Annotated in this window: 21 protein-coding genes; 15 read left to right on the top strand and 6 right to left on the bottom strand. The window is 63.4% G+C overall.

Going from position 1 to position 25,606, the window contains the following annotated elements:
• Positions 1-175: 175 nt before the first annotated feature.
• Both Q4S45_RS22310 and Q4S45_RS22305 read left to right on the top strand, forming a co-directional pair.
• Positions 176-2,002: a phosphoethanolamine transferase gene (locus Q4S45_RS22310; RefSeq protein WP_305507692.1), complete on the top strand. Its 1,827-nt coding sequence runs from the start codon at positions 176-178 to the stop codon at positions 2,000-2,002.
• A gap of 228 nt (positions 2,003-2,230) precedes the next feature.
• Positions 2,231-2,458, top strand: a complete 228-nt coding sequence (locus Q4S45_RS22305) for a hypothetical protein (protein ID WP_305507690.1) — start codon at positions 2,231-2,233, stop codon at positions 2,456-2,458.
• Positions 2,459-2,471: 13 nt separating this feature from the next.
• On the opposite strand, the gene Q4S45_RS22300 is transcribed toward Q4S45_RS22305, so the two are convergent.
• The 3 genes from Q4S45_RS22300 to Q4S45_RS22290 all read right to left on the bottom strand — a co-directional run bounded on the left by Q4S45_RS22300 (position 2,472) and on the right by Q4S45_RS22290 (position 8,318).
• Positions 2,472-3,344 carry a protein phosphatase 2C domain-containing protein gene (locus Q4S45_RS22300; protein ID WP_305507688.1) on the bottom strand — a complete coding sequence of 291 codons (873 nt, stop codon included), beginning with the start codon at positions 3,342-3,344 and terminating at the stop codon, positions 2,472-2,474.
• Positions 3,341-3,775: a VOC family protein gene (locus tag Q4S45_RS22295; RefSeq protein ID WP_305507686.1), complete on the bottom strand. Its 435-nt coding sequence runs from the start codon at positions 3,773-3,775 to the stop codon at positions 3,341-3,343. Before Q4S45_RS22295 ends, Q4S45_RS22300 begins: the two co-directional genes overlap by 4 nt.
• 361 nt (positions 3,776-4,136) lie before the next feature.
• Positions 4,137-8,318 carry an NACHT domain-containing NTPase gene (locus Q4S45_RS22290; protein ID WP_305507684.1) on the bottom strand — a complete coding sequence of 1,394 codons (4,182 nt, stop codon included), beginning with the start codon at positions 8,316-8,318 and terminating at the stop codon, positions 4,137-4,139.
• 395 nt (positions 8,319-8,713) lie between these two features.
• Here Q4S45_RS22290 and Q4S45_RS22285 point away from each other — a divergent pair, with 395 nt between their 5' ends.
• Complete coding sequence (locus Q4S45_RS22285; protein ID WP_305507682.1) at positions 8,714-8,968, top strand: hypothetical protein; 255 nt, start codon at positions 8,714-8,716, stop codon at positions 8,966-8,968.
• Positions 8,969-9,050: 82 nt separating this feature from the next.
• Here Q4S45_RS22285 and udk read toward each other — a convergent pair whose 3' ends face one another.
• The gene (gene udk / locus Q4S45_RS22280; protein ID WP_305507680.1) at positions 9,051-9,692 is read right to left on the bottom strand and encodes a uridine kinase; all 642 of its coding nucleotides are present in this window, start codon (positions 9,690-9,692) and stop codon (positions 9,051-9,053) included.
• 255 nt (positions 9,693-9,947) lie between these two features.
• On the opposite strand from udk, the gene Q4S45_RS22275 reads away from it, so the two are divergent.
• The 10 genes from Q4S45_RS22275 to Q4S45_RS22230 all read left to right on the top strand — a co-directional run bounded on the left by Q4S45_RS22275 (position 9,948) and on the right by Q4S45_RS22230 (position 21,420).
• Positions 9,948-10,982, top strand: coding sequence for a sensor histidine kinase (locus tag Q4S45_RS22275; protein ID WP_305507679.1), 1,035 nt, complete (start codon positions 9,948-9,950; stop codon positions 10,980-10,982).
• A complete protein-coding gene (locus Q4S45_RS22270) occupies positions 10,979-11,737 on the top strand; it encodes a LytTR family DNA-binding domain-containing protein (protein WP_305507677.1) in 759 nt (252 codons plus the stop codon). The genes Q4S45_RS22275 and Q4S45_RS22270 overlap by 4 nt, the downstream gene beginning before the upstream one ends.
• A gap of 18 nt (positions 11,738-11,755) precedes the next feature.
• The gene (locus Q4S45_RS22265) at positions 11,756-12,862 is read left to right on the top strand and encodes a S41 family peptidase (protein ID WP_305507675.1); all 1,107 of its coding nucleotides are present in this window, start codon (positions 11,756-11,758) and stop codon (positions 12,860-12,862) included.
• A 56-nt stretch (positions 12,863-12,918) separates the two neighbouring features.
• Positions 12,919-14,067: a DUF1624 domain-containing protein gene (locus Q4S45_RS22260; protein ID WP_305507673.1), complete on the top strand. Its 1,149-nt coding sequence runs from the start codon at positions 12,919-12,921 to the stop codon at positions 14,065-14,067.
• A gap of 74 nt (positions 14,068-14,141) precedes the next feature.
• Positions 14,142-15,410: an efflux RND transporter periplasmic adaptor subunit gene (locus Q4S45_RS22255; RefSeq protein ID WP_305507672.1), complete on the top strand. Its 1,269-nt coding sequence runs from the start codon at positions 14,142-14,144 to the stop codon at positions 15,408-15,410.
• 29 nt (positions 15,411-15,439) lie between these two features.
• A complete protein-coding gene (locus Q4S45_RS22250; RefSeq protein ID WP_305507670.1) occupies positions 15,440-16,156 on the top strand; it encodes an ABC transporter ATP-binding protein in 717 nt (238 codons plus the stop codon).
• A 9-nt stretch (positions 16,157-16,165) separates the two neighbouring features.
• On the top strand, positions 16,166-17,482 hold the full coding sequence (locus Q4S45_RS22245; protein WP_305507668.1) for an ABC transporter permease: 1,317 nt from the start codon (positions 16,166-16,168) through the stop codon (positions 17,480-17,482).
• A gap of 9 nt (positions 17,483-17,491) precedes the next feature.
• Positions 17,492-18,730, top strand: a complete 1,239-nt coding sequence (locus tag Q4S45_RS22240) for an ABC transporter permease (RefSeq protein ID WP_305507667.1) — start codon at positions 17,492-17,494, stop codon at positions 18,728-18,730.
• A gap of 30 nt (positions 18,731-18,760) precedes the next feature.
• On the top strand, positions 18,761-20,095 hold the full coding sequence (locus tag Q4S45_RS22235) for a sigma-54 dependent transcriptional regulator (RefSeq protein ID WP_305507665.1): 1,335 nt from the start codon (positions 18,761-18,763) through the stop codon (positions 20,093-20,095).
• The gene (locus Q4S45_RS22230) at positions 20,092-21,420 is read left to right on the top strand and encodes a PAS domain-containing sensor histidine kinase (RefSeq protein ID WP_305507663.1); all 1,329 of its coding nucleotides are present in this window, start codon (positions 20,092-20,094) and stop codon (positions 21,418-21,420) included. The genes Q4S45_RS22235 and Q4S45_RS22230 overlap by 4 nt, the downstream gene beginning before the upstream one ends.
• Before the next feature lie 37 nt (positions 21,421-21,457).
• On the opposite strand, the gene Q4S45_RS22225 is transcribed toward Q4S45_RS22230, so the two are convergent.
• The gene (locus tag Q4S45_RS22225) at positions 21,458-22,894 is read right to left on the bottom strand and encodes a PLP-dependent aminotransferase family protein (RefSeq protein ID WP_305507661.1); all 1,437 of its coding nucleotides are present in this window, start codon (positions 22,892-22,894) and stop codon (positions 21,458-21,460) included.
• A gap of 91 nt (positions 22,895-22,985) precedes the next feature.
• On the opposite strand from Q4S45_RS22225, the gene Q4S45_RS22220 reads away from it, so the two are divergent.
• A complete protein-coding gene (locus tag Q4S45_RS22220) occupies positions 22,986-23,627 on the top strand; it encodes a pyridoxamine 5'-phosphate oxidase family protein (protein WP_305507659.1) in 642 nt (213 codons plus the stop codon).
• 92 nt (positions 23,628-23,719) lie between these two features.
• A complete protein-coding gene (locus tag Q4S45_RS22215; protein ID WP_305507658.1) occupies positions 23,720-24,499 on the top strand; it encodes a spermidine synthase in 780 nt (259 codons plus the stop codon).
• A gap of 38 nt (positions 24,500-24,537) precedes the next feature.
• On the opposite strand, the gene Q4S45_RS22210 is transcribed toward Q4S45_RS22215, so the two are convergent.
• A complete protein-coding gene (locus tag Q4S45_RS22210; RefSeq protein WP_305507656.1) occupies positions 24,538-25,548 on the bottom strand; it encodes a M48 family metallopeptidase in 1,011 nt (336 codons plus the stop codon).
• Between the last annotated feature and the right edge of the window lie 58 nt (positions 25,549-25,606).

Here is a 25,606-nt window from a genome sequence, read left to right as displayed (position 1 = left end):
TTACCGGTTGGCAAACCGGCAGTGGGGGTCTGGTCCTGCGGACCTGATCCCATTTTGTTGTTTGCGCGCCATACCGCCGAGATCGGGACTCGGCGTCCCCGTCGCTGCGCGGGACCAGCCCCCGACAGCGCCAATGTGTCAGATAATAGGCGCCTTTCCCCGATTCCGCCAATTCATGCGATCCCTGCTGCGCCCCGCTCACCTGTTCCTGCTGCTTACTTATATAGCGCTGTCGGCGGTGCCGTTCGTGCCGCTGCTGCTCGGCCAGCGCGTGGAGCGGCCGTGGCAGCTGGCCGGCATCGAAGTCATCGCCTGGGTCGCCATCTGGGCGGCGTTCAAGCGCCCGGCGTATTTCCACTGGCTGCTGGCGCCCGCCTTCCTCGCCCTGCCCACCGAGCTGTACCTCATTACCTACTACGGCCAGGGCATCTCCACCCATCACCTGGGCATCATCGCCGAGACCAGCCCGAAGGAGGCGCTCGAATTCCTCGGCCAGAAGGTCTGGCTGATGGCCGCCGTGATGATCGGCGCGGTCGCCTGGTTCGTGGCAAGCTTGCGCGCGGCGCGCGGGACCCGCTCCTTGGACTGGACCGACAGCTCGCGCTGGGTGGCGCTGGCCGTGCTGGCGGCGGGCGCCTCGGTCTGGGCGTACGGCGACGAGTTCGGCATCGCGCCGAAGCCGGCCCCCGCCAAGTCCAGCGTCGAGCTGGTCAAGGCCAGCGTGGAGAAGGATTCCGCGCCCAAGGCGGCCGGCCGTACCGGTCTGAAGCTGCCGCCGCTGGCGCGCTGGGCCAGGCTGCCGGTCGAATTCGACGCGTTCGCCCAGTCCTGGCCGTTCGGCCTGGCGTCGCGCGGCGTCGATTTCTACAAAGAGCGCGTCTACCTGGCCGAACTGGGCCGGCGCAGCGCCAGCTTCCGCTTCGGCGCGCACCAGCAGTCGCCCGACGCCGAACCGGAGACGGTGGTGCTGGTGCTCGGCGAGTCGTCGCGCGCCGACCGCTGGAGCCTGAACGGCTACGAGCGCGACACCAATCCGCTGCTGCGCCAGGAAGCGAACCTGGTGGCGCTGCCGGACGTGGTCACCGCGGTGTCGGCGACGCGCCTGTCGGTGCCCGTCATCATTTCGCGCAAGCGCGCCACGCAGAGCCTGAAGGACGGCTTCTCGGAGAAGTCCTTCATCACCGCATACAAGGAAGCCGGCTTCAAGACCTTCTGGCTGTCGAACCAGATCTCGTTCGGCAAATTCGACACGCCGGTGTCGGTGTTCGCCAAGGAAGCGGACGTGGTCGAGTTCCTCAACCTGGGCGGCTTCACCAACAGCTCGAACTTCGACCAGGTGCTGTTCGATCCGTTCAGGAACGCGCTGGCCGACAAGGCGCCCAAGAAGCTGATCGTGGTGCACTCGCTGGGCAGTCACTGGAACTACAGCCAGCGCTATCCGAAGCAGTTCGACCAGTGGCAGCCTTCGCTGTTCGGCATCGACAAGCCGGTCTACACGGACGTGAAGATCAAGCCGCAGCTGAACAACAGCTACGACAGCAGCATCTTGTATACCGACTGGTTCCTCGACCAGCTGATCGGCCAGATGAAGCAGTCGCAGCAGCGCGCGGCGATGCTCTACGTGTCCGACCACGGGCAGACGCTGTACGACAACAGCTGCCGGCTGGCCTTCCACGGTCACAACACGCAGTTCGAGTTTCATGTGCCGGCGTTCGTCTGGTATTCGGACCAGTACCAGGCGCGCTATCCGGGCAAGGTCGAGCAGCTGGCCCTGCACAAGGGCGAGCGGCTGGCGACAGAGAACATGTTCCACACCCTGCTCGACATGGGCGACATCCGGTATCCGGGCGATACGCTGGAATGGAGTTTCCTGAACGCGCAGTTCAGGCATCACAAGCGGCTGGTCGACAGCTACGGCTGGACCAATTACGACAACGCGACCTTCAAGGGCGATTGCCGCGAAGTGATCGACAAGGACAAGCCGCTCAAGCAGGACAAGTAGCGTGCATATCCGGGGTCAGCGGGAAAGCGGAATTGTCTTGCATGGTTTGCAACTGAGACAATTTGTCCCAATGTATAGAAAAGGTTTTCAAGTAAGATGCCTTGGACCGCGCAGCAATACCATCCATGCATGGATTCAAGCAGGACGCCTGGGTAGCTGCTGAAGCGGCGTTTGAGGTAATGCTCCTCACGATAGACATTGTCAAGTAATAGCCTGGAGATACTCAGAATGATGGATTGGATCCCTGTAGCCTTGGTTGCGTTCAAGGCGCTCGTGCTCGGCACCGGCATGTTCTTCGCCATCAAGTGGCATTACGATCAAGAGCAGAACGAGAAGCGCGCGGTGCTACTCGCGGTCGGCAAGATAAGCGCAGTCTTCGTGCTTTCGGTCCTGGGCTTGGTGCTCCTCACCCTCTTCCTTGGCAGGAAGGTCGGTTTGGACTTGCCCTTCCCATGATGGCAAAGAATAGTTAAACATCGAATCGACAAAGCACGGCCGAAGCGTCGTCCTGGCTTTTGACCACCCCATTCGCCGAGGCGCCGGCTGCTTCGAAGCAGCGCAGCTTGCGCATGACGGCATCGACGCCGTCGTCGATACACTGTTGCATCAAGCTTGCGGGTGAATCGCATTTGTACGTGTCGACCAGCCGATAAAACCCATCCGTCATCACCAGCAGGGCTGCGCCCGGCGCGACGTGTACCGTGGATTCGCGTGCGTCAAATTGACCGCGCGGTTCCAGGCACAGCGAGGCCGGCGCCGTGCACGTGTTCTGGTATTCACGGCGCTGCCGAAGCATGGGAAGGAGACGCGCGCGCCGGCATGCCGGATCGTGCACGCCTTCGCCGGCGAGCCGCGCGATCTCGTCGCGCAGAATGGCTTCCTGCGGATTGACCCAGGCATCGAGGTCTTCGACGCGCCCATCGGCATGGCGCAGCAGCGTCTTGCAGTCGCCCAGGAAGTACAGTTCGAGCGTGGCTCCGCCGCCTCCGCCGGGACGAACCCTTACCCAGGTTAGCGCGGCAATGGGGTAGGCATGCAAGGGCATTTCACTGCCAGCCATGCGGCTTCGGAAGCCGGCGGCGACGTGGTCCAGCGCAGCGAGGACGCTGTCGCGCTGCGGCCTGTCCTCCCCGATGAAATCGGCCAATGAACGCGCAAAGGCGCCAACGAACCAGGCGGCATCGCTCCCGTCGACATCGATATAGGCCTGGTCGGCTACAGAACTCGCGCCGTCCATCACCACGATGTCAGTAAAGGAAGAATGGTGGAAGATGGCGACCAGATCTTCGTTCAGCAGGCCGGCCGCGGTGCTGGCCGAAACAGGCACAAACAGTTTTTTCATACCGTTTCGGCGCCTTCGTCATCGAAAAAGCGCATCCCGGCATACGGCTGCCTGCGGCATTGCACCAGGCGATTGGCAAGCGTACCGACATGCGCTTCGAGTCGATGTCCATCCGGATCAAGAAAGTAGATCGAATCGCCCTCGCTGGCGTTGCTGCGCCATTGCGTCACGCCGGCCGCCTTCAACCGCAGGCAAAACTCCGGAAACGCTTCCTGCGCGATAGAAAAAGCAAAGTGCGTGTAAGTGTTTGCTGGAGCGGCCTGGCCGCCAGCGTCCATCGTCAGGCACAGCCAGAGGTCGCCCAAGGTGAGGTAGGCGCCGGCATCCCACTGGGCCCGGCGAACAAATCCCAATACCTCGACATAGAACGCCACGCCGGTCGGCAAGTCCCTCACTGCAAGCGTTAGGTGATTCAATCCGGTTAATGCCATCGTGCCTTATCCTGTCTGGCCGTTCGCTTGAGGAATTTTTGGAGCGGTCCACCTCCGCTTGCATATCGACACAAGGTATTTGGTCCAACTTCCGCTTTGGGTTGCCGATTCCTGCCCCTAGTGTGCAGCAAACGAAACGTTACGGACCCAAGGCCGAGTAACGAACTTGGGTTCATCTCAGCGCCCACCCTATCGATCGCCGGCGAACTGGATCGCGTTACGACGGTGACCGATGGCCAAGCGCTGGCCCATTTTGCATTCGCGCGGCGCGGCCGGCGCTGGTGCCAGCATCGGACATCTCAAACATCGAGGCGCGAGAGCAGTTACGAAGATCCGTCGTCATTTCTGAAATGACCTCGATTCACATATTTTTTACTGTGCCGTCCGGCGTTTGAGTTGATGCACCTTCGACACCAAGTCGGGGAGTCAGGTCAAGCACGCGCGCAAGCACACGGGCAGTCCCACCGAGGCGCTGTTGTGCGGCCTGAGCGGCCACATCGAGCAGCTCCTGCAATTTAACGTGATCGATCAAGCGACCGGTGTCAGGATGTTTCCAACGCCGCTTAGGATCGGCTATGGTGACCAGCAGGCATCCTGTCCGTGCTTGCGAATACGCCATATACTTGTTCACAAGCTGCATTTCGATGGTATCGCACAAGTCTTTTGCCGAACGGTCTTTTTCGCCAATTTTCAACTCGATAGTTGCCTGTAAATCCGGAGGCGTTCGAAAGCGAATGTCCGTCTCCTTTCCGTCGGCCGTGACCGCTTCCTGGTCAACGGTATATGCGCCATTTGCCATGTGAAGAAATTCACGAGCGATCGCGGGTCGGAGCGTGTTTTCATCTTGGACTGCTGCCCACGCCGCACGTGGACTCGTATCGGCAAGCATAAGTGCCTGCAAATCATCAAGCCGATCAACGAGCACTTGCGCCATTGCGCTGCCGGTTTTAGGGGGAAGGTCTTTTCCGTTAAACAGGCTCGCGATCTCAGGGATTTCCGACACACCTTGGTCGACCTCGGCCGCAAGTCTTTCCCTCGCAACCTCTCGAATTCGGTCGCGGAGATAGTCGAAGTTAGGAAGTTCCGCCAAGGCTAGCTTCGCCTGCAGCGCTTTGGGCCCTGATCGCCGCATGAAAGCTTCAAAAATGTACCGCCGCGCATCCTCGGCGTAGTCTCGGTTTCCGCGCGAGTAGGCGCCGACGTGGACAACGTCGATGTCAGGACGGACATGACGATAGACTTCAGCTGTCAATTCCATCAGACGATCGATGTCCGTCAACGCACTGAAGTTATCAAGGTCATGCGCTCGACGGGAATCGACGAGGCTAGCGATCAACTCGACGGCTTCGCCCTCTTTCTCGACCGGAAGCCTCTTCAACAGCCGCAATAAATGGGCTATACCCACGTTTGGATTTAATGCGCAAAGGACCGGCATCCATAAGCCGAGATATGTGCTCCCACAACTGGCAATTTGTTGAGTGGCGATGCTTTCCACGTTATTCCGTGCTGCCGCATCGCCATGCGTCATGAGGATTTGCAGCACTTGGTGAAGCCCATTTTCCGACGAAGCGTTGTATGGTCCCAGCATTAGCACCTTTGCCGGGCCATTCAGCCATTTGAGGAGCCGCGGTTGCAGCAACAGCGCGACGTTCGCAGGACCATAGCGGAGCGCCTGGAGCAAGCTGCTATGTGGGACTACGTCGCTACCAAGCGCATCAAGATCCTCATCGAGCTCACCGCCAATCACGGTATCAATCTGTGATGGACAATTGCTGGCGGCATCACGCAGCCAGGCAGGAAATCCATTCAGTTCGATCAGCGCATATCGCGCTACGAGGACCGCTTCGCGGTCGCTCAAATGCTGGCTCCATGCCGGATCCTCAGCCTCTGCATAAATTCCCAACAACCCGAGTGTCCAGACCACGAGATAGGTATTTTTTTCGTCAGCCTTACGCTCGCTACCTACAGACGGCACCATGGTACGCCAGTACGACATCAGTGCAATGCGAAGGGCGTCAGTCGCGATACGACCAAAATGCTTTTCCAGAAAGACACGGTTCCAACGCATTGTGTCGCCTGTCTTGCGAAGCAGAATGCCAAGCTTCCAAATCGTGCTTTTCTGACGCTCTGGGGCCAATGCCACAGAAGGCTGGTTAGCAAGCTCGCGCCAGAATTCCATCCAGGCTGCCGCCTCGTCCGCTGATTTCTTCAGTTGCGTTTCCTTCCTCTTCCGCTCGTCCTCCATCATTTTCAGGAACTGTTCGTTGGGCTTCTTGGATGCAACTGCTTCAACAAGCTGAGCGAGTAAAGAGGATGAGTCTGCTACAGCAGCCCGCATCTCTGCTGTTTTTGACGTCTCACCGTCTTGTGTCGCCAAATATACGGCAAGCTCAAGCAGCGCCTGTCGATGCGTATGTAGCGTTTGTCCGTCGCCCAGTGCCTCGATAATCCACGGGAGGTCCCTTTCCGAATACTCAATGGGCCCTTGCCAGAGCAACTTCCCGAGCCAGTGAGTTGTATCTGCACCCAGTTTTAGCCGTTCAAGGCAGTGCAGGTCGATTTCGCATATTTCCCGGCGAGCCCCGTACGGAAGCGCGTTGAGAAGCTGACGCAATTCGTCGCGGCGAGAGCTGCTCGCTACGTCATCGGCAAGGCGAATGATCATAACAGACGAGCGTAATACCTCACGACTGACGACTTTGACCTTCAGCAGACGTATGCTAGCCGCTGCAAGCAGGGGCGACAGTTCCATGGAAGTCTCGCTGTCACGGAGCTCGTCGTCCACTACCACGATGGTCTTCTCTGCCTGCGCTAAAAGACCCGAAAGAAGTGACTCGAGGCGTGTACTGCTGACAGTCGCCATGTCGATGCGCGACGCCATCCGAGCTGCATAATCCCCCAGTCTCCGCGTCCGGAAAGGCAGACGGGCCGCGATCTCCAGCAGTTGAGTGTCAGTGACGTGTTCAGGATAAAGCGCGGTTGCGATCCATCCCGCTAGCTCGGCGCTCCAGTTCGGGCCAGAGGCGAGGGCCGCTTCAATCAATGCTGGTGTGCGCGGATCCGCTAGCCCGGCGAGGGCTGCAATTGCATCAAACCGTTCTTCCGGACTGGAATCCACCGTCGAGGCGAGGCTGGCCATGAGGTCGGCACACGTCCTGAATTTTCCGACCGAAACGAGTTGTATCAGCAGATTTCTAACTTCCGGGTTTTCAACGCCGTCGCGCCACACATCGAGTACAGTCTGGGCGAGCGACGGTTGAGCAAGACGCTCTATCTGGATATCGGGCACGCGAACACCGCGCCACCGTCCTTTTCCATACATAACTACGAAACTAAGCAGCGCGCGCTGACGCTGGTGGTCCATCAGCGACTCCGGATCGCCGTAGATCAGCAACGTGCTGGACTCGACCTTGAGAATTTCATCGAACACATCCTGCCGTAGTAGCGCTAGCCAGCCGGCTACCGGGCGCATGGACGGTTTCAATACCCGTTCGTTCGCGTCGGTCAGCCCGAACAGTAGTCGATAGCCAGCGCTCAGTGAAAGTTTGCCGCTTTCGACCAGCTGATGGACTTCGCAAGCCGCCAGATATTCTAGTACTGAGCGATGTCGAAAGCGAACACGTCCATATCCCGCGGCCGCAAATAGTGGACGCTCCAGCAAAGCGGAGATTTCCCGCACGGTCCACTCGGTTAGAAGAGGACGCGGGTCTATCGGTGCCTCCCCTGAGTCATGCAGATCTGCACCGGCGCTATAGCGTATCGTGAGCCGCCGCGATAGCACAGCTGCCAGCGCAAGACGCTGCGCACCGGTGCGCGCTTTCTCCGCTGCAAGATCCGCTTTTTCCTTTCTGTTCGGTCGCGCGGCGAGCTGATCCAAGACGTGCGTTTTCACCTGCTCAAAGTGCGGACGAATGGCATGATGATCGCGCCAGTCATCGCAAAGCTCAATGAGGTCTTGGGGCCGGCGCGCGAAGTCGTGCGCATGTTTTGCCTGGATCGCAGCAAGCAGATCTTGAGGCGATTCGATGCCACGGCTTCGCGAGAACTGCAGTATTTGCGCGTCGCTAAGCGGAAGCAGTTCAACTTCCCGAAAATCCGGAAGTTCTTCACTCTTTTCTGGTCCGTGGAGTGCTAACCGCACCAGATCCTTGCCGTCAAGCTCTTGGTTAATGACCTCGCTGACGGGAAGCAGTTCGCGAAATGCCACGCGGTCGATGGCAACTGGACGGGACGTTACAACGATTGTTGCACGCCCGAGCGCACCGTCCAGATCGGCCGCAAGACGTTCAAGCGCATCTTTAAAATTCCCATGTGCCAGTTCCAGTTCATCCACCGAGTCCAGAAAAAAGTAACCCATACCGGATGCCGCAGCATACCAAGTATCGAAGCGGCGCTTATTTTTCCCATACAGCGCCCCGGTGACGCCAACCGACGCAACGGTTTCCAGGCGTAAGAAAAATGCTGCTTCGCCCGCCGCGAACAACGATGTTGCTTTCGACTCGCATTCAAATGTTTTCCCCGTTCCAGCTTCGGAGATCAGCAAGATTCGGCGCGAACGCAGCAAGGATTCCCAATCAAGACTCTTGTGTGAAGTACGGTCTGCCACCCAGGCTGAATCCGCAGTCCCCACGCGTCCCCTGGCGGTCTCTCGAAAGGCACGTTGTATGGAGGATATTTCGGTGTCTGCCACAACAGTCTCGTCTGGATACAGGAAAGTATCATTTTATCAATTTATAAAATTTTGCGCGAGACCGAAAGTGACTGTAATGAACGTCTGCTTATGGAAACCGGCCTGTGGCACACAGGATAGCGAGTTACTCAGCGAATAGATCCTCGGATTGTCACAAATCGCATCAGGCGGCCTATCCGCCACCCGTCGCGCACGCGCGTGTGGCAGGTAGCGCCGTCTAATCGGTATACTCGGTCAACAGAGGAGAAATGATGCACGATCACGAGAAGACAGCGATGGCGGAACTGGCGTTCAAGCTGGGCCGCATTACCCGACAGGCGATGTACCAGGCGACAGAGGTTAAGGAACGGCTCGATCTGTCGAAAATTGCGGCGGAGGTGCTGGAGCTGGGGCACACCCAGATCGATCCCGATGTACTGATGATGTTTGTCGCAGCATTTCACGAAACAGACCCAAGGCCCGAGCGTCGGATGGTGGAAATTGCCGGCGCCGAACGGGAATGATTTCTTAGGGCCGGCTTCGGGCCAGCTTTGGTCCCCGGCCACGAACCTTAATCAGCGAGCGGCTCCCGCTCGATTACTCGTATCAAAGCAGCTTCATCTGGCCGATGACGCTCGCGACCTTGGTAGTAATCACGTCGACTGCCGGGACATTCGCGCCGTGCGGCAAAATGACATCGGCGTGGCGCTTGGTGGGCTCGATGAACTGCTTGTGCATCGGGCGTACGGTTTCCAGGTACTGGCCGACGATGCTCTCTACCGTGCGGCCGCGTTCATTGATATCCCTTTGCATGCGGCGGATAAAGCGCACGTCGGGCGCGGTGTCGACAAAAATCTTCAGCGACATCATGCTGCGCAGGTCTGCGTCATACAAGGCGAACAGGCCTTCGATCACGATGACCGGGGCCGGCTTGACGGGAATGGTCTTGTTGGAGCGGTTGTCGATCGTGAAGTCGTACTCCGGCATCTCGATCGCTTCCCCGTTGCGCAAGGCCTGGACGTGCTGCACCATCAGCGGCCAGTCGAAGGCCTGCGGATGGTCGTAATTCTGCTTGCGGCGGACTTCAGGCGTCAAATCCGACTGGTCGCGGTAGTAATCGTCCTGCATCACGACCGAGACCATATTCGCGCCGAACGATGACAGTACTTGCTGGGACACCGTCGACTTGCCACTGCCGCTTCCGCCAGCGACACCGATAATAAACGGTTGGAAAGGAATCTGATTCATCCCCGCATGATACCGGAGCGGCGCGCGAACTGACAGCGCCAGCCGATCCGAAATGAAGTGTTCCGCATTTCTGCGACGCCACGAACCGACTGGTCGCAGGGTATGCACGAGTCGGCGCATTTGACTGGACCGCCGTCCGGCTATCTCCTAAGGTGCAAGCTTTCCTGCCTCGGGACTTTCCATGTGCGTTTTACTTTCTATTCGATGGGTGACTGAAACGATAGAATTGCAAAATTGCAATTCTGGAAACCCAGTATGAAAGTCGAAACGCCCTTGCTCGTTCCCGTGCTGGCCGCACTCCCCGTTTGCGCCTGCATGGTCATCCTCGGTCTGCCTGCTTACCAACACGCCTATATCATTGCCTTTCGTACGGTTTTCATCGTCGCCTGCATGATGTGGCTGATTCCGCTGACGCTGCTGCAACGGGCCATGTGGCGCCGCGAATGGTCCTGGCTGCGGATGGGGCCGATTCTGCTGGTGATCACCTACGCAATGGCCATCGTGAACGCCCTGCTGGGGCAGACCCTCGGGATCTGGCTCGGCCGGGAGACGGGCTACCACTTTGCCGATCTGACACGAGGCCTGGACAGCTGCTGGCTGGCGCTGATCTCGTTCTGCGCGGTCCATGCGGTGGCGGGCTATTACCTGTCGCTGCAACAGGTCCGCCTGCATCTCGCCCAGGCGCAAAGCGCGGCGCGCGACGCCGAGTTACGCGCGCTGCGCCTGCAGGTCAATCCGCACTTCCTGTTCAACTCCCTGAACGCGATTTCCGCGCTGGTCTCAAGCCAGTCCAACCGTGAAGCCAATCGCATGCTCGCGTGCCTGTCCGACTTCCTGCGCGCCACCCTCGCGCACGACGGCCGCCACGAGCATACGCTTGCCGAAGAATTGGCCCTGCTCGACGCCTACCTCGCCATCGAAAAGGCGCGGCTCGGCGAGCGCCTGCGCCTGACGATGAAGACCGGCCCCGACCTGTTGGACAGCGTCCTGCCCTACCTCATGCTGCAGCCGCTGGTCGAGAACGCGATCCGCCACGGCATCGCACCGCTGTCCGCTCCCGGGCGGCTCGACATTCTTGTCGAACGCGCCGGGGCGCGCCTGCGCGTCGACGTGCAGAACGACGGCCGACAGCGGGAACACGCGGGAAGCGGCATCGGCCTGGCCAACGTCAGGGAACGCCTGCGCCACCTGTACGGCGACGATCAACAGGTGGACGCAGGCTGGAGTACGGAGGGCCGCTTCCACGTGCGCATCGCCCTGCCACTTCGCAGCATGGAGGCGGCAGCATGAACATCCGGGTCGTTATCGTTGACGACGAGCCGCTGGCCAGACTGGCGGTCAAAGTCAGGCTGGCGCGGCGCGAGGCCTTCGAGCTGGTTGGCGAATTCGGTGACGGCGCCAGCGCTTTTGAAGGCATTGTGGCGCTGAAGCCAGACCTGGTGTTCGTCGACGTCGAGATGCCGGGCAAGACCGGCCTCGAGGTGCTGGCCGCACTTCCGCCGGCGCAGCGGCCGATGGCAATCCTGCTCACGGCCTACGACGGCTTCGCCCTGCAGGCCTTCGAAGTGGCCGCCCTCGATTACCTGCTCAAGCCCGTCGATGACGAACGCTTCGACGAAGCCCTTGATCGCGCCCAGCAGGCTTTTCCCTACCGCGGCCACGGCCGTGCCGCGGCATCGACGCTCCCTTCGCTGCGCAGCTTCAGCGTGCGTGTCGGATCGCGCACGGTGCTGGTGCCGGCCGCTGAAGTCGAGCGCATCGAGGCCGACGGCGACTACGCCACCCTGCATGCGAACGGCAAGACCTGGCTGGTGCGCGAACGCCTGCACAACCTGGCCATGCGGCTCGATCCGCGCCAGTTCCACCGCGTGCATCGCTCGTCCATCGTGCGGCTGGACATGATCGCCGAGCTGTCCTCGCTGACGAACCGGGACGCCTTGCTGCGCCTGCGCGACGGCAGTGTGCTGCGCGCCAGCCGCTCCTATATGCCCGCTCTGGCGGAGGCGCTACAACATCTCGACAGAAAACTATCAAACGATTCGTAGTCCAACTTGGAGGAAGGTATGTCAGGCAAAAAGAAGTTTGTCGCAGGCGTCGTAGTGGGAACCCTGTTGCCGTTTTTCGCGTCGTTTCCGGCTTTGGCGGAGGGGACCATCGCGTTGACCGCCCTTGACCGCACCGAGATCGTGCAGACACTGGCAGCGAAAATGAACGCGAATTACATCGAGCCAGCGGTGGCCGAACGGGTCGGCAATGCAATCGCCAGGAAAAATGCCGAAGGCGGCTATGCGTCCGCCGCCAGCCCGCAAGCGTTCACTGAGGCGCTGGCGACGGACTTGCGCGCCTTCAGCGGCGACTTGCATTTCGGCGCCAGAATCGACGAACGTTTCCGTGAGGTCAGCGACGACGCCGACCTGCCCAGCCGCGCCGTGATGGACGAAGCGCGCGACCGGACCGAGCGCTGGGGCTATGGCATCGAGAAGATCGAACGCCTTCCCGGCAACGTCGGCTACATCGAGCTGCGCGGCTTCGGCATGACGTCATTCGTCGGCCCGGCGTACACGGCGGCGATGTCGCTCATGGCGGGGACGGATGCGTTGATCCTGGACCTGCGCCGCAACGGCGGCGGGAGTCCGGCCAGCGTGGCTTACCTGATGAGCCATTTCTTCCCGCTCGGCGACCGGCGTCACCTGATCGACATCTACAATCGCCCGACCGGCACGACGGAGCAGATCTGGACCGTGCCGACGGTCGCACAGCGCTACGACAAGCCCGTGTACGTGCTGACCTCGGCCCGCACCTTTTCCGGCGGCGAGGATTGCGCTTATGACTTCCAGGTGCAGAAGCGCGGAACGCTGGTCGGTGAAACCACCGGCGGCGGCTCCAATCCCGTGCGCCCGTTCAGCGTGGGGCATGGCATCGTGGTCGCGATCCCGAGCTCGCGCACGACCAATTTCGTCACCAAAACCAACTGGGAGCACGTGGGCGTAAAACCGGACATCGCCGTGCCCGCGGCGCAGGCGCTGCAGACGGCGCACGTCGCCATACTGCGCAACCTGGTGTCGTCCACAAAGGACGACACCGAGCGCACGAAACTGCAGCGCGTACTTGCGATGGCGGAGAAAGGGGAAACCGAGAAGCCGATCTACACGCTCAGGGGGGAGCGCTGATCGAACCCGTGCGCGCATCATGATACTCTGCTGCCATAACGACAATGGAGGCATCCATGCAAAAAACGTCCAGGCTGGTCTCGATCGACATGCTGCGCGGTTTCGTCATCGTCCTGATGGCGCTCGACCATGTGCGCGACTTCTTTGGCTTCACGCCGTTCCAGCCGGAGGACCTGGCCCACACCACGCCTGCCTGGTTCTGGACGCGCTGGATCACCCACCTCTGCGCCACTGTCTTCGTGCTGCTGGCCGGCAGCTCGGCCTTCCTGCGCGGCCAGGGCTCGGGCATCCCCGCCCTGTCGCGCTACCTCGCCACCCGCGGCGCGATGCTGCTGCTACTCGAAGCCACCTGGATCAGCTTCAGCTGGCAGCTTGGCTACAACATCATGATCCTGCAGGTGCTGTGGGCGCTGGGCGCCGGCATGATCTTCCTCGCGCTGCTGGTGTGGCTGCCGCGCCCGGCGATCGCGCTGGTCGCCGCGCTGCTGATCCTGCCGCACAACCTGCTCGACAACTACCACCCCGCCGGCTGGCTGTGGAAAGCCTGGCACGACCAGCGCTTCCAGCCGGTCGGCGAGCACTTCGGCGTCATGTTCATGTATCCGCTGATGCCGTGGCTTGGCCTGATCGCGGCTGGCTACGCGCTCGGCCCGGTGTTCCTGTGGGACCAGGCGCGCCGCCAGCGCTTCCTGCTCGGCGCGGCCGCGGTGCTGATGATCGCCTTCGTCGCTCTGCGCGCCGGTAACTTCTACGGCGATCCCGATCCCTGGTCGCCGCAAAGCCGCGGCGCCATGTTCGACCTGATGTCCTTCCTGCGCGTGCACAAGTACCCGCCGTCGCTGCTGTACCTGTGCGTCACCGGCAGCATCGGCCTGGCGCTGCTGGCGTGGTTCGAGCGCATCCGCGAAGTGAAGCTGCTCACGCTGTTCGGCCGCACGCCGATGTTCTTCTACGTCGTGCATATCGCCCTGGCCCACTTCCTCGGAAATGTGTACTTCAAGCTGCGCTTCGGCGGCCTGCCCGACTTCAACGGCCAGGAGGTCAAGCTGCCGCCCGGGTACGAGCCGTCGCTGCCCGTGGTGTACGCGGCGTGGATCGGCCTGATCGCGCTGATCGCCTGCCTGACCGTGCTGTGGCTGCGCTGGCGGACGCGGACAGTGTCCGCCGCGGACGCCCGCGGACACGGCGGCCTGGCAAAAATGTAACGTGTTATCAATGACTTAAGCTCTGGCACGGATCCTGCATTGGTGACTGGCATCTGCCAATCACCAATGCTCCCATGATCCGCGACACCTCACACCAAGACGCCGTCATCGCTCCCGCGCCGGCGCACACCTTCAAGCGCCGCGCCGTCTGGGCCTTTGTCGCCATCGCCGTCGTCGGCGCGTCCGCGATGATGCTGTCGGCATGGCGCGGCAGCGAGACTTCGGTCAGCGCGGCGCGCCTGCGCATCGCCGACGTCACCCGCGGCACCATCGTGCGCGACGCGTCGGTCAACGGCCGCGTGGTCGCCGCCGTCAGCCCGACCCTGTACTCCACCGCGCAGTCCACCGTCACTCTGAAAACCCACGCCGGCGACACCGTCAAGAAAGGCGACGTGCTGGCGGTGCTCGAATCGCCCGACCTGGCCGATGCGCTCAAGCGCGAGCAGTCGTCGTACGCGCAACTCGAAGCGGAAGTGGCGCGCCAGCAGATCCTGGCGAAGAAGCAGAAGCTGCTGGCCCAGCGCGAAGCCGACACCGCCGAGATCGACCGCCTGTCGGCGCAGCGCACGCTGGAGCGCTACGAGAGCGTGGCCAACGTCGGCATCATCGCCAAGATCGATTACCAGAAGGCGAAAGACGCGCTGAATTCGGCGCAGATCCGCGCCAGCCACGCGGCCAAGGCGGCCTCGCTGGAAGGCGACGACGTCGCGCTGGCCTTGAAGACCAAGGTCAACGAACTCGATCGCCAGCGCCTGTCGCTGGCCAACGCGCAGCGCCGCTTCGCCGAGCTGACCGTGCGCGCGCCGGTCGACGGCTTCGTCGGCACGCTCAATGTGCAGAACCGCAGCGTGGTCACCGCGAACACGCCGTTAATGACGCTGGTGGACCTGTCCAAGCTTGAAGTCGAACTCGAGGTGCCGGAGACGTATGTGGCCGACATCGGCCTGGGCATGAACGCCGAGATTCAGCTGGGCGACGCGCGCGCCACCGGCAAGCTGTCGGCGCTGTCGCCGGAAGTGGTGAAGAACCAGGTGCTGGCGCGCGTGCGCTTCGACGGCGAGCAGCCGAAGGGCCTGCGCCAGAACCAACGCGTGTCCGCGCGCCTGCTGATCGAGGAAAAGCCGAACGTGGTGATGCTGCCGCGCGGCCCGTTCGTCGAGAGCGAAGGCGGCCGCTTCGCCTACGTGATGCAGGACGGGATCGCGGTGCGCACGCCGATCCGGCTGGGCGCCACCAGCATCTCCGCGGTCGAAGTCCTGTCCGGCGTGAAGCCGGGCGACAAGGTCGTCATCGCCGGCACCGACACGTTTGCCAACGCCGCGCGCGTTTCCATCAACAAGTAAGAACAACAATCACACTGAAAGGAAGTCCCATGCTGCGCATGACCAATCTCTCCAAGGTGTACCGCACCCACATGATCGAAACCCATGCGCTGCGCGGCTTCGAAATCCAGGTCAACCAGGGCGAGTTCGTCACGGTGACCGGGCCGTCCGGCTCGGGCAAGACCAGCTTCTTGAACATCGCCGGCCTGCTCGAGGAATTCACCGACGGCGAGTACGTGCTCGATGGCGTCAACGTCAAGGGCATGGACGACAACGCCCGCTCGCGCCTGCGCAACGAGAAGCTGGGCTTCATCTTCCAGGGCTTCAACCTGATTCCCGACCTGTCGCTGTTCGATAACGTCGACGTGCCGCTGCGCTACCGCGGCTTCAACGCGCGCGAGCGCAAGGAACGCATCGAGGACGCGCTGGCGAAAGTCGGCCTGGCCTCGCGCATGAAGCACTACCCGGCCGAGCTGTCGGGCGGCCAGCAGCAGCGCGTGGCGATCGCGCGCGCGCTGGCCGGTTCGCCGAAGCTGCTGCTGGCCGACGAGCCGACCGGTAACCTCGACACCCAGATGGCGCGCGGCGTGATGGAGCTGCTGGAAGAAATCAACGCTCAGGGCACGACCATCCTGATGGTGACCCACGACCCGGAGCTGGCCGTGCGCTCGCAGCGCAACGTGCACATCATCGACGGCCAGGTGTCGGACCTGGTGCGCAAGGCGCCGTCGCTGTTCGACGCCAAAGCGGCCGTCCACAGCGCATAAGGAGCGGCGATGTTCTCCTATTACTTCAAGCTTGGCGTGCGCAGCCTGCGCCGCAATCCCGCGCTGACCGCGCTGATGATCCTGACGCTGGCCATCGGCGTGGCCGCGAGCGTGTCCACCGTCACGATCCTGCACGTCATGTCGAGCAATCCGATTCCGCAAAAGAGCGACCGGCTGTTCGTGCCGCTGATCGACAACGGCCCGCTGGAAGGCTACAACCCGGCCGACAGCGCGCACGAATTCGACCAGATGAGCTACATCGACGCCAGCAACCTGCTCAAGGGCGGGCATGGCGAGCGCCGCACCGCGCTGTACGGCATCGGTCCGGCGATCGAGCCGGCGCGCAAGGACCTGCCGGTCATCTCGGCGCAGGGGCTGGCGCCGACGCGCGACTTCTTCGGCATGTTCGACGTCCCGTTCCTGTACGGCCAGGCGTGGAGCGAGGCGGACGACCGGGCCGGCGCCGACGTCGCGGTCCTCAGCCGCGCGATGGCGGAAAAGCTGTTCGGCGCGGTCAACCCGGTTGGCCAGCGGATCCGCATGTCCGGCTTCGATTTCCAGGTGGTCGGCGTGCTCAATAACTGGCTGCCGCTGCCGAAGTTCTACCGCCTGATCGGCGGTCCCGGCGCGTTCGGCACGGAAGAAGATGTGATGCTGCCGTTCTCCTCGGCGATCCGCCACGAATTCGTCCACAACGGCAGCATGAACTGCAGCGGACGGCACGACCCGGGCTGGCAGGGCCTGCTCGATTCCGAATGCACCTGGCTAGGCTTCTTCTTCGAGACCAAAAGCGCTACCGACCGCGCCGAACTCAAAAGCTACCTGAACAACTACGCCGACGACCAGCGCAAGCTCGGGCGCCTGAAGCGCAATGCACCGAACCAGCTGTTCGACGTCATGGAATGGCTCGAATATAACAAGGTGGTTGGCAACGACAGCCGCCTGGCGGCCTGGCTGGCGTTCGGCTTCCTGCTGCTTTGCCTGGTCAACACCATCGGCCTGATGCTGGCCAAGTTCTCGGTGCGCGCCTCCGAGGTCGGCGTCCGCCGCGCGCTGGGCGCTTCGCGCAAGGAGATCTTCCAGCAGTTCCTCATCGAGACCACGGTGGTCGGCCTGGCCGGAGGCGTGCTTGGCCTGCTGCTATCGTTCGGCGCGCTGGCGCTGATCGCGATGTCGTCGAAACAGCTGTCGGTGGTGGCGCACATGGACCTTGCCATGCTGGCCCTGACGTTCGTGCTGGCGCTGCTGGCGGCGGTGTTCGCCGGCCTGTTCCCGACCTGGCGCGCCTGCCAGGTGACGCCGGCGATCCAACTCAAATCGCAGTAAGGAGACACCATGGAAATCCGTCCTATCCTGTCGGCGCTGCTGCGCAGTAAAACCGGCGCCATCCTGGTGGCGCTGCAGGTCGCCATCAGCCTGGCGATCCTCAGCAACGCGCTGCACATCGTGAACCTGCGCCAGGCCGTGGCGCATCGCGCGAGCGGCATCGCCGACGAGAGCTCGCTCATCTACGCCGGCGTGCGGCACCTGCACAAGGGCACCGCCAACGAGCAGTTCGCCGAGCAGCAGCTCGAAACCGATACCCTGCGCGGTGTCGCCGGCGTGACGTCGGTGGCGTTCGCCTCGCAGATGCCGATGTCCCGGTCGGGCAGCTACACCAGCGTCGCGACCGATCGCAAGCAGGTCACCCCGACCACTACTTCCTCGTTCTATTTTTCGCCCGACTCGCTGGTGAAGACGTTCGGCCTGAAGATCGTCGAAGGGCGCGACCTGCTGCCGCAGGAAGCGATGATGATCGACTACGACACCGCGGCCGACGACGTGTTCCCGCCAACCGTGCTGGTGACGCGGGCGCTGGCCGAGAAGGCATGGCCGGGTACCAGCGCGATCGGCAAGACGCTCTACTTCGGCACCGGCGAGAAGGCCAACGGCGCGCGCGTGGTCGGCGTGCTGGAAAGGTTGCAGTCGCAGGGCGCGCAAATCGGCGACCAGGGCGAGTACTCGACGATCGTACCGATGCGAGTGGCGAACGGCTACGGCACGATGTACGCGATGCGAGTCGAGCCCGGCCAGCGCGAACGCGTGATGAAAGATGCCGAGGCGGCGCTGCGCAAGGCATCTGCCACGCCGGTGATCGTCAAGATGAAGACCGTCGACGACGACCGCAAGGACCGCTATCGCGCCGACGTCGCACTGTCCTGGATGCTCATTACGGTCAGCGTCCTGCTGCTGCTGGTGACTGCCAGCGGCATCGTCGGCATCGCCAGCCTGTGGGTCACCCAGCGGCGCAAGCAGATCGGCGTGCGCCGCGCACTGGGGGCGCGACGGATCGACATCCTGCGCTACTTCCTGACCGAGAACTTCATGATCACCAGCGTGGGCGTCGTGGCCGGCGTGCTGCTGGCGATCGCCCTGAACCAGCTGCTGGTGTCGAAGCTGGAGATGGCCAGGCTGCCGCTCGAATACCTGCTGGCCGGCGCGGGCGTGTTCTGGGCGCTCGGCGCGCTGGCGGTGTACGGGCCGGCCTGGCGCGCGGCGACCATTTCGCCGGCCACCGCCACCCGGAGTACCTGACAGCATCGGTGCGATGTTATGCTATTGGCCATGCCTACAGTCCTGATCATTGACGACAACGCCGCAGTGGCAATCGCACTCGAAGTGCTGTTCTCGCTGCACGACATCGACGCCCTGCGCGCCGCTTCGCCGGAAGAAGGCCTGGCGCTGCTGGAGCGCTCGCGCGTGGACCTGGTGATCCAGGACATGAACTTCAGTGCCGACACCACCTCGGGCGAAGAAGGCGAGCAGCTGTTCCGCGAAATCCGCCGGCGCTATCCGGACCTGCCGGTGATCCTGCTGACCGCCTGGACCCACCTGGACGCGGCGGTCGGCCTGGTCAAATCCGGCGCGGCCGACTACCTGTCGAAGCCGTGGAACGACAACCGGCTGATCGCCACCGTCACCAACCTGATTGAACTGGGACAGGCCAATCGCGCGCTGGCCCAGCGCGTGAAGCAGGAGCGGCGCCAGCGCCACGAGCTCGAAGAAAACTTCGACCTGCGCGGCATGGTGTGGAGCGATCCGGCCACCGAGCGCGTGCTGCACCTGGCCTGCCAGGTCGCGCGCGCCGATGTGCCGGTGCTGATCTCCGGCCCCAACGGCACGGGCAAGGAGCGCATCGCCGAGATCATCCAGGCCAATTCGGCGGTCCGCGACGGCCCGTTCGTGGTGCTCAACTGCGGCGCCCTGCCGTCCGAGCTGATCGAGGCCGAACTGTTCGGCGCCGACGCCGGCGCCTACACGGGCGCCTCGAAGGCGCGCGAAGGAAAATTCGAAGCGGCCGACGGCGGCACCCTGTTCCTCGACGAGATCGGCAACCTGCCGCTGGCCGGGCAGATGAAACTGCTGCGGGTGCTCGAGACCGGGCGCTTCGAGCGGCTCGGGTCGAACCGCGAGCGCCAGGTCAAGGTGCGCGTGATCAGCGCGACCAACGCAGACCTGGCGGCGATGATCCGCGCCGGCACCTTCCGCGAAGACCTGTTCTACCGCCTCAACCTGATCGAGCTGCGCCTGGCTCCATTGGCCGCGCGGCCCGGCGACATCCTGCCGCTGGCAAACAGCTTCCTCGCCGGCGGCAAGCAGCTGGCGCCCGCTGCCGAAGCGGCGCTGCTGGCGCACGGCTGGCCGGGCAATGTGCGCGAACTGAAAAACGTGATGGCGCGCGCCAGCCTGCTGGCGGCCGGCCCCGTCATCAACGCCGCCGACCTTGGCCTGCCCGCGAGCGCCGCGCCGGCGCTTGACGCGGAGCCCGACCGCGACACCATCGCGCAGGCGCTGTCGCGCGCGCACGGCGTGGTGGCGCAGGCCGCCGCCGACCTCGGACTGTCGCGCCAGGCCCTGTACCGGCGCATGGAACGCCTCGGCATCGCCCGCGCGGGATGAAGCCCGGCTTGCGGCTTTCGCTGGTCACCCGCTGGTCGGCGCTCGTCGGCACGCTGTCGGCGATGGGGGTGCTGATTGCGCTGGGCCTCGACCACCTCTTGCCGGGCCGGCCCTTGATGGTCTTTGGGCTTTCGGCGGTATGCGTGGTGCCGATCGCGATCATCACCATCCGCTCACAGATCCAGCCGATCCTGTCGCTGTTCCGCGCGCTGGAAGGCACCGTCACCAGCTACAAGGACGGCGATTTTTCTTTCAGCCTGCACTGGCAGCAGAACGATGAATTGTCCGACCTGATCCAGGCGCACAATGCGCTGGGCCAGGTGCTGCGCGAGCAGCGCCTCGACCTGATGCAGCGCGAACTGCTGCTCGACACAATGGTCCAGAACACGCCGGTGGCGATGCTGCTGGTGGCCGAAGGCGTGGCCGACGCGCGCGCGATCGTGTATGCCAACCTGGCCGCGCGCCAGCTGCTGAACCAGGGCCGCAAGCTGGAAGGCCACCAGCTGCACGAGATACTTGAGCAGTCAAGTATCGCCTTGCGCGAGGCGGTCGCGCGCGGAGGCGACGGCCTGTTCACCAGCGGCGACAGCGAGGACGAGGAGGTCTATCACCTGGCGCGCCGGAATTTCAGCCTGAACGGCCGGCGCCACGAGCTGCTGCTGCTGCGCCAGCTGACCACCGAGCTGCGGCGCCAGGAGGTGCAGACCTGGAAGAAGGTGATCCGCGTGATCAGCCACGAGTTGAACAATTCGCTGGCGCCGCTGACATCCCTCGCCCATTCCGGTGCGGAGCTGGTGCGGCGCGGCCAGACCGAGCGCCTGCCGCAGATCCTCGCCACCATCGAGGAACGCACGCGGCATCTGGAAAGCTTCATCCTCGGCTACGCGCGCTTCGCCAAGCTGCCCACGCCGCGCATCGAGTCATGCGCGTGGGACGATTTCATCGCGCAGTTGGCCTCGCAGGTGAAGTTCCGGCTGATCGGAGACGCGCCGCCCGAGCCGGCGTCGATCGACCCGGCGCAGATGGAGCAGGCCTTGCTCAATTTGCTCAAGAACGCGCACGAATCGGGGTCTCCGCCGGAGCAGGTGGAGCTGCGCATCGCGCGCGTGCTGGACATGCTGCGCATCGAGGTGATGGACCGCGGCCAGGGCATGAACGACGCGGTGCTGACCAATGCGCTGGTGCCTTTCTATTCGACCAAGCGCAGCGGAACGGGCCTGGGACTGGCGCTGGCGCGCGAGATCGCGGAAGCGCATGGCGGACGCATCACGCTGGGCAATCGCGAAGGTGGCGGATTGACGGTAACGCTGATTCTGCCCGCGTAGGTCTGACCGTCGTACCTGCGAAGGCAGGTACGACAAGCTATATCAGCGCCGCGAGCTGTGCCACCTTCGCGTCGATTTCATCGGCGGGTACCTGCGCATAGCCAAGCAGCAGCCCGTTCCAGCCGTTCGCCCGCGCACCCGTCGCGTGCATGCTCAGCGCGTGCGCGACGATGCCCTTTTCCAGCGCCAGCGCCGCGACCCGCGCGTCGTCGATCGAAGAATCGTCGAACTGCAACGCCAGGTGCATGCCCGCCGAGCCACCATGGATCGTGGCGACATTCCCGAAGTGACGGCCGAGTGCCGCGACCATCGCATCGCGCCGCTGCCGGTACAGCCGCCGCATGCGCCGCAGGTGCAGCGCGAAGTGGCCGCCGCGCAGAAATTCGGCGAGCGCGCGCTGATCGGCGATCCGCCCTTGCGGCGCAGACCCGGCCAGCAGCGCATCGAGTGGCTGCGCCAGGCCCGCCGGCACCACCATGAACCCGATCCGCAGCGCAGGGAACATCGTCTTGCTGAAGGTGCCCAGGTACACCACCGGCGCGTCCGGCGCCAGTCCCTGCATGGCCGGCAGCGGCGGTCCGTCATGGCGAAATTCGCTGTCGTAGTCGTCCTCGACGATCAGGGCGCCGGCCGCGCGCGCGTTCTCGATCAGCGCGGCGCGCCGCTGCAGCCCCAGCACGCAGCCGGTCGGATACTGGTGCGATGGCGTGACGTAGACGAGCCGCGGACGATGGCGGCGCCAGTCTGCCGCCTGCGGAGCGATGCCTCCCTCGTCGGTCGGAATGCCGATGACATTCAGTTGCGCCGCGCGGAATGCCGCCAGCGCGCCGCCGTAGCCCGGATTCTCGATCCACGCCTTGTCGCCAGCGTCGGCAAAGGCGCGCGCACACAGGTCCAGGCCATTCTGGGTGCCCGTCGTGATAAAGACCTGGCCAGGCACGCAGTCGGCGCCGCGCGCCGCGCGCAGGTGATCGGCAATCGCCTGCCGCAGTTCCGGCTCCCCGGCGGGATCGCCGTAATTGAGGCTGGCCGCATCGACGCCGCGCCAGGCGCGGTCGAGCAGGCGGCGCCACAGCGTGACGGGAAATTCGTCCAGCGCCGGCACGCCCGGCGCAAAGCCTCCCTGCAGGCTCGCTTGCGGCGCCGACGGCCGCAGGCGCTGCGAACGGCGCGACAGGCTCGCCGGTGCGGCGGCTGGGCGCGCGGCGCCGGCAATGCGCAGCGGCGCGACGACGGTGCCGCGCCGGTCCGGCACGACGTATCCCTCGGTGGCCAGCTGGTCGTAGGCATACAGCACCGTGTTGCGCGCCACGCCCAGTTCCGCCGACAGCGCGCGGCTGGCCGCCAGCCGCGTTCCCGGCGCCAGCTGGCCGCCGCGGATCGCCGCGCGCAGGCACTCGTGCAGCAGGCGCTGGCGCGGCCAGGCGGCGGTGTCCGGGGTGGAGAAGTTCGCAACCAGCAGCGCGTAGTCCATTCGTGGCCCTAAAAAATAATGTAGTGGTGGATCTTTTGGAAGAACCAGCGGTCGATTATATTGGATGCCTGACCAATTTGACAGGATTGCCATGACCGCCGCACCGACCGAACGCACCCGCATCCGCCGCATCGCCAACAACGCCGACTACCAGGCCGCCACGCTGCACGCGATCCTCGACGCCGCCTGGCTGTGCCACGTCGCGTTTCACGACGACAGCGGCAGCCACTGCATCCCGACTGCATGCTGGCGCGAAGGCGACCACCTGTACATCCACGGCTCCAACGGCGGGCGCCTGGTCAAGCTGCTGTCGCAAGGCGTGCAGGCGTGCGTGACGGTAACCCATCTCGACGGCCTGGTGCTGGCGCGCGCCGCCTTCAACCACTCGATGAACTATCGCTCGGCGATGATCTACGGCCAGTTCGAGCGGGTCGAAGGCGACGCCGCCAAGCGCGCATCGATGGACGCCTTCATGGACAAGATCTCGCCGGGCCGCGCGGCCGATGTGCGACCGGGGAACGACAAGGAGTTCGCGGCGACGACCGTGATGCGTATCGCGCTGACCGAAGCGGCGTGCAAGGTGCGCACCGGCGGCCCGAAGGACGATGCGGAGGACATGGATATCGCGGCCTGGGTGGGCGAGCTGCCGTTCGCGCACGAACGCGCGGCGCCGGTGCCGCACGAGACGTGCACTGTCGAACAACCGGAGTACGTCGCGAACTGGCGAGGCTGACGTTCAAAATCGGGGTCAGGTCCGCGGGACCAGACCCCGATGCTGAAGGCCGATCTGGTAAGATGGGCTTGCACACCGAAATCCCCCGCCTCATGTCCTCCAAACGTAACAACGCCGACGCGCGCTTCGAGCAGCCCGGCCATCCTCCCGCCACCGTCACCGAATTTCGCGGCGTGCGCTTCCTGCACCTCGGTACATCATGGGTGCAGGGCGCCATGCGGATCGACAAGCCGGACGCGATCGAACTCGAATACATCCAGATGATGATGATGTGGATGCTGTTCCTCGACCAGCCGCGCCACGTGGTCCAGCTGGGGCTGGGCAGTGCGGCGCTGACCAAGTTCTGCTACCGGCGCCTGCCCGGCGCGCGCGTCACGGCGGTCGAGCTCAATCCCAACGTGATCGCCATCTGCCGCGCGCTGTTCGAACTGCCGCCCGACGACGAGCGCCTGCGGGTGCGCGAAATGAACGCGCTCGACTTCGTGCTCGATCCGGCCAACCGAAACACTGCCGACGTGCTGCAGGTGGACCTGTACGACGAGGAAGCGCGCGGCCCGGTGCTCGACACGCCCGAGTTCTACCAGGGCTGCTTCGACTGCCTGACCGACGACGGCATCATGACCACCAACGTGTTTGGCGACTTCGCCAATTACGACATCAATCTTGAAGCGATGGAGCAGGTGTTCGACGCGGTGGTGTGGCTGCCCGAGGTGCACGACGCGAACATCGTGGTGATCGCGTTCAAGCGCGCGCCGCAGATCGATTTCAGCGTGCTGTACGAACGCGCCGGCGCGATCAAGCGCAGCATGAACCTGCCCGCCAAGGGCTGGGTAACTGGCCTGAAAGACTGGATGCGCGACCAGCAGGAATAGCCGCGGCAAGTAGTTCCGTCGCACGCCATCGTCAATGCCTATCGAGCTTCCGTTGGCTGTTCGCTCGTCGCCGGGATCTCTTTAGTCGCGCTGTCGAACTTCTCCACCACGACGGCCGCATCGCCGCTGCGAAATGCAGCGGCTTCCGCAGCGCGCACCTTGTACTGCTGGTACGCCGGAACCAGCACCGCCGCCGACATGGCGATGATCGCCACCATAACGATCGGTCCCGCAGCGCCGGCGCCGGCTATCCGCGGCGTGAAGAACGCCAGCAGCACCGCCAGCGGATGGCGGCGCGGCTGTTTCACTTCCTGGCCCTGCGCCAGCGCGCGCACGGCGCCCATGCGCTTCACCAGCCAGGGATAATCGGCGACCAGTTCGTGGAACGACATCCAGAAGCCATCGGTGTGCAGACTCTGCTCCGAATAGGCCTGGATGCACATCGTCGCTCCGCGCTTGCCGCCGGCCGCGAGCGCGGCGATCCCCGCTTGCGCACTCTCCGGCCTGTCGCATGCCGCCAGACCGTGCCTGTCGCAGGTATATTCGCGCGCCCTCGAATACGCCGCGCCGATCAGCGGCATCAGCGAAGCCGGGATCAGCACGGTCGACCACAGCAGGTGCTTGCGCTTGATATGCCCAATCTCGTGGCCAATGTAGAAGTTGAGCGCGTCCGGAATTTCGTGCAGCGCGTCGACCACGTCGGAATACAGCACCAGGAAATCGCGGCCGAGGAACCGCGTCGCGAAGGCATTCAGGGCGCCGCCCATCTGCATCAGGTACGCCTGGGGTCGCTCGATGTGTTCGAGCTTGTCGCAGCACGCGTCAATCCGGCGATACAGGTCGGGGAACTGCTTTTCCGTGATCTGCACTGCGGTGCCCTTGATGTAGGAAATCAGCGCCGATTGCGCGAAGCAGTACATCACGAAGATCACCAGGGCCCAGATTAGCGCGCCTCCCAAGGTTCCCAGGATGACACCCAGCCACACCACGCAGGACAGTGTAAGCATGATCACGAACAGCACCTTTTCGTTTTTGTAGATCAGATCCATCGTTCCTCCGCGTAGTGTAAGTTCAAAAATACTGGGCCGAGGTTACTCAAGAACCCAG

Origin of the sequence: Massilia sp. R2A-15 (genome assembly GCF_030704305.1) — a bacterium.
In the GTDB taxonomy this organism is placed as follows: domain Bacteria; phylum Pseudomonadota; class Gammaproteobacteria; order Burkholderiales; family Burkholderiaceae_D; genus JAFCUW01.
The sequence above is the reverse complement of the archived record's forward strand: the minus strand, read 5'-3'. Positions and strand labels throughout refer to the sequence as shown.

Coding starts and splice junctions, on each gene's coding strand:
- Q4S45_RS22225 (WP_305507661.1), bottom strand. CDS start 22,894: ATGGACTACGCGCTGCTGGTTGCGAACTTCTCCACCCCGGACACCGCC.
- Q4S45_RS22275 (WP_305507679.1), top strand. CDS start 9,948: ATGAAAGTCGAAACGCCCTTGCTCGTTCCCGTGCTGGCCGCACTCCCC.
- Q4S45_RS22270 (WP_305507677.1), top strand. CDS start 10,979: ATGAACATCCGGGTCGTTATCGTTGACGACGAGCCGCTGGCCAGACTG.
- udk (WP_305507680.1), bottom strand. CDS start 9,692: ATGAATCAGATTCCTTTCCAACCGTTTATTATCGGTGTCGCTGGCGGA.
- Q4S45_RS22215 (WP_305507658.1), top strand. CDS start 23,720: ATGTCCTCCAAACGTAACAACGCCGACGCGCGCTTCGAGCAGCCCGGC.
- Q4S45_RS22235 (WP_305507665.1), top strand. CDS start 18,761: ATGCCTACAGTCCTGATCATTGACGACAACGCCGCAGTGGCAATCGCA.
- Q4S45_RS22305 (WP_305507690.1), top strand. CDS start 2,231: ATGATGGATTGGATCCCTGTAGCCTTGGTTGCGTTCAAGGCGCTCGTG.
- Q4S45_RS22250 (WP_305507670.1), top strand. CDS start 15,440: ATGCTGCGCATGACCAATCTCTCCAAGGTGTACCGCACCCACATGATC.
- Q4S45_RS22240 (WP_305507667.1), top strand. CDS start 17,492: ATGGAAATCCGTCCTATCCTGTCGGCGCTGCTGCGCAGTAAAACCGGC.
- Q4S45_RS22295 (WP_305507686.1), bottom strand. CDS start 3,775: ATGGCATTAACCGGATTGAATCACCTAACGCTTGCAGTGAGGGACTTG.
- Q4S45_RS22260 (WP_305507673.1), top strand. CDS start 12,919: ATGCAAAAAACGTCCAGGCTGGTCTCGATCGACATGCTGCGCGGTTTC.
- Q4S45_RS22220 (WP_305507659.1), top strand. CDS start 22,986: ATGACCGCCGCACCGACCGAACGCACCCGCATCCGCCGCATCGCCAAC.
- Q4S45_RS22300 (WP_305507688.1), bottom strand. CDS start 3,344: ATGAAAAAACTGTTTGTGCCTGTTTCGGCCAGCACCGCGGCCGGCCTG.
- Q4S45_RS22210 (WP_305507656.1), bottom strand. CDS start 25,548: ATGGATCTGATCTACAAAAACGAAAAGGTGCTGTTCGTGATCATGCTT.
- Q4S45_RS22285 (WP_305507682.1), top strand. CDS start 8,714: ATGATGCACGATCACGAGAAGACAGCGATGGCGGAACTGGCGTTCAAG.
- Q4S45_RS22230 (WP_305507663.1), top strand. CDS start 20,092: ATGAAGCCCGGCTTGCGGCTTTCGCTGGTCACCCGCTGGTCGGCGCTC.
- Q4S45_RS22265 (WP_305507675.1), top strand. CDS start 11,756: ATGTCAGGCAAAAAGAAGTTTGTCGCAGGCGTCGTAGTGGGAACCCTG.
- Q4S45_RS22255 (WP_305507672.1), top strand. CDS start 14,142: ATGATCCGCGACACCTCACACCAAGACGCCGTCATCGCTCCCGCGCCG.
- Q4S45_RS22310 (WP_305507692.1), top strand. CDS start 176: ATGCGATCCCTGCTGCGCCCCGCTCACCTGTTCCTGCTGCTTACTTAT.
- Q4S45_RS22245 (WP_305507668.1), top strand. CDS start 16,166: ATGTTCTCCTATTACTTCAAGCTTGGCGTGCGCAGCCTGCGCCGCAAT.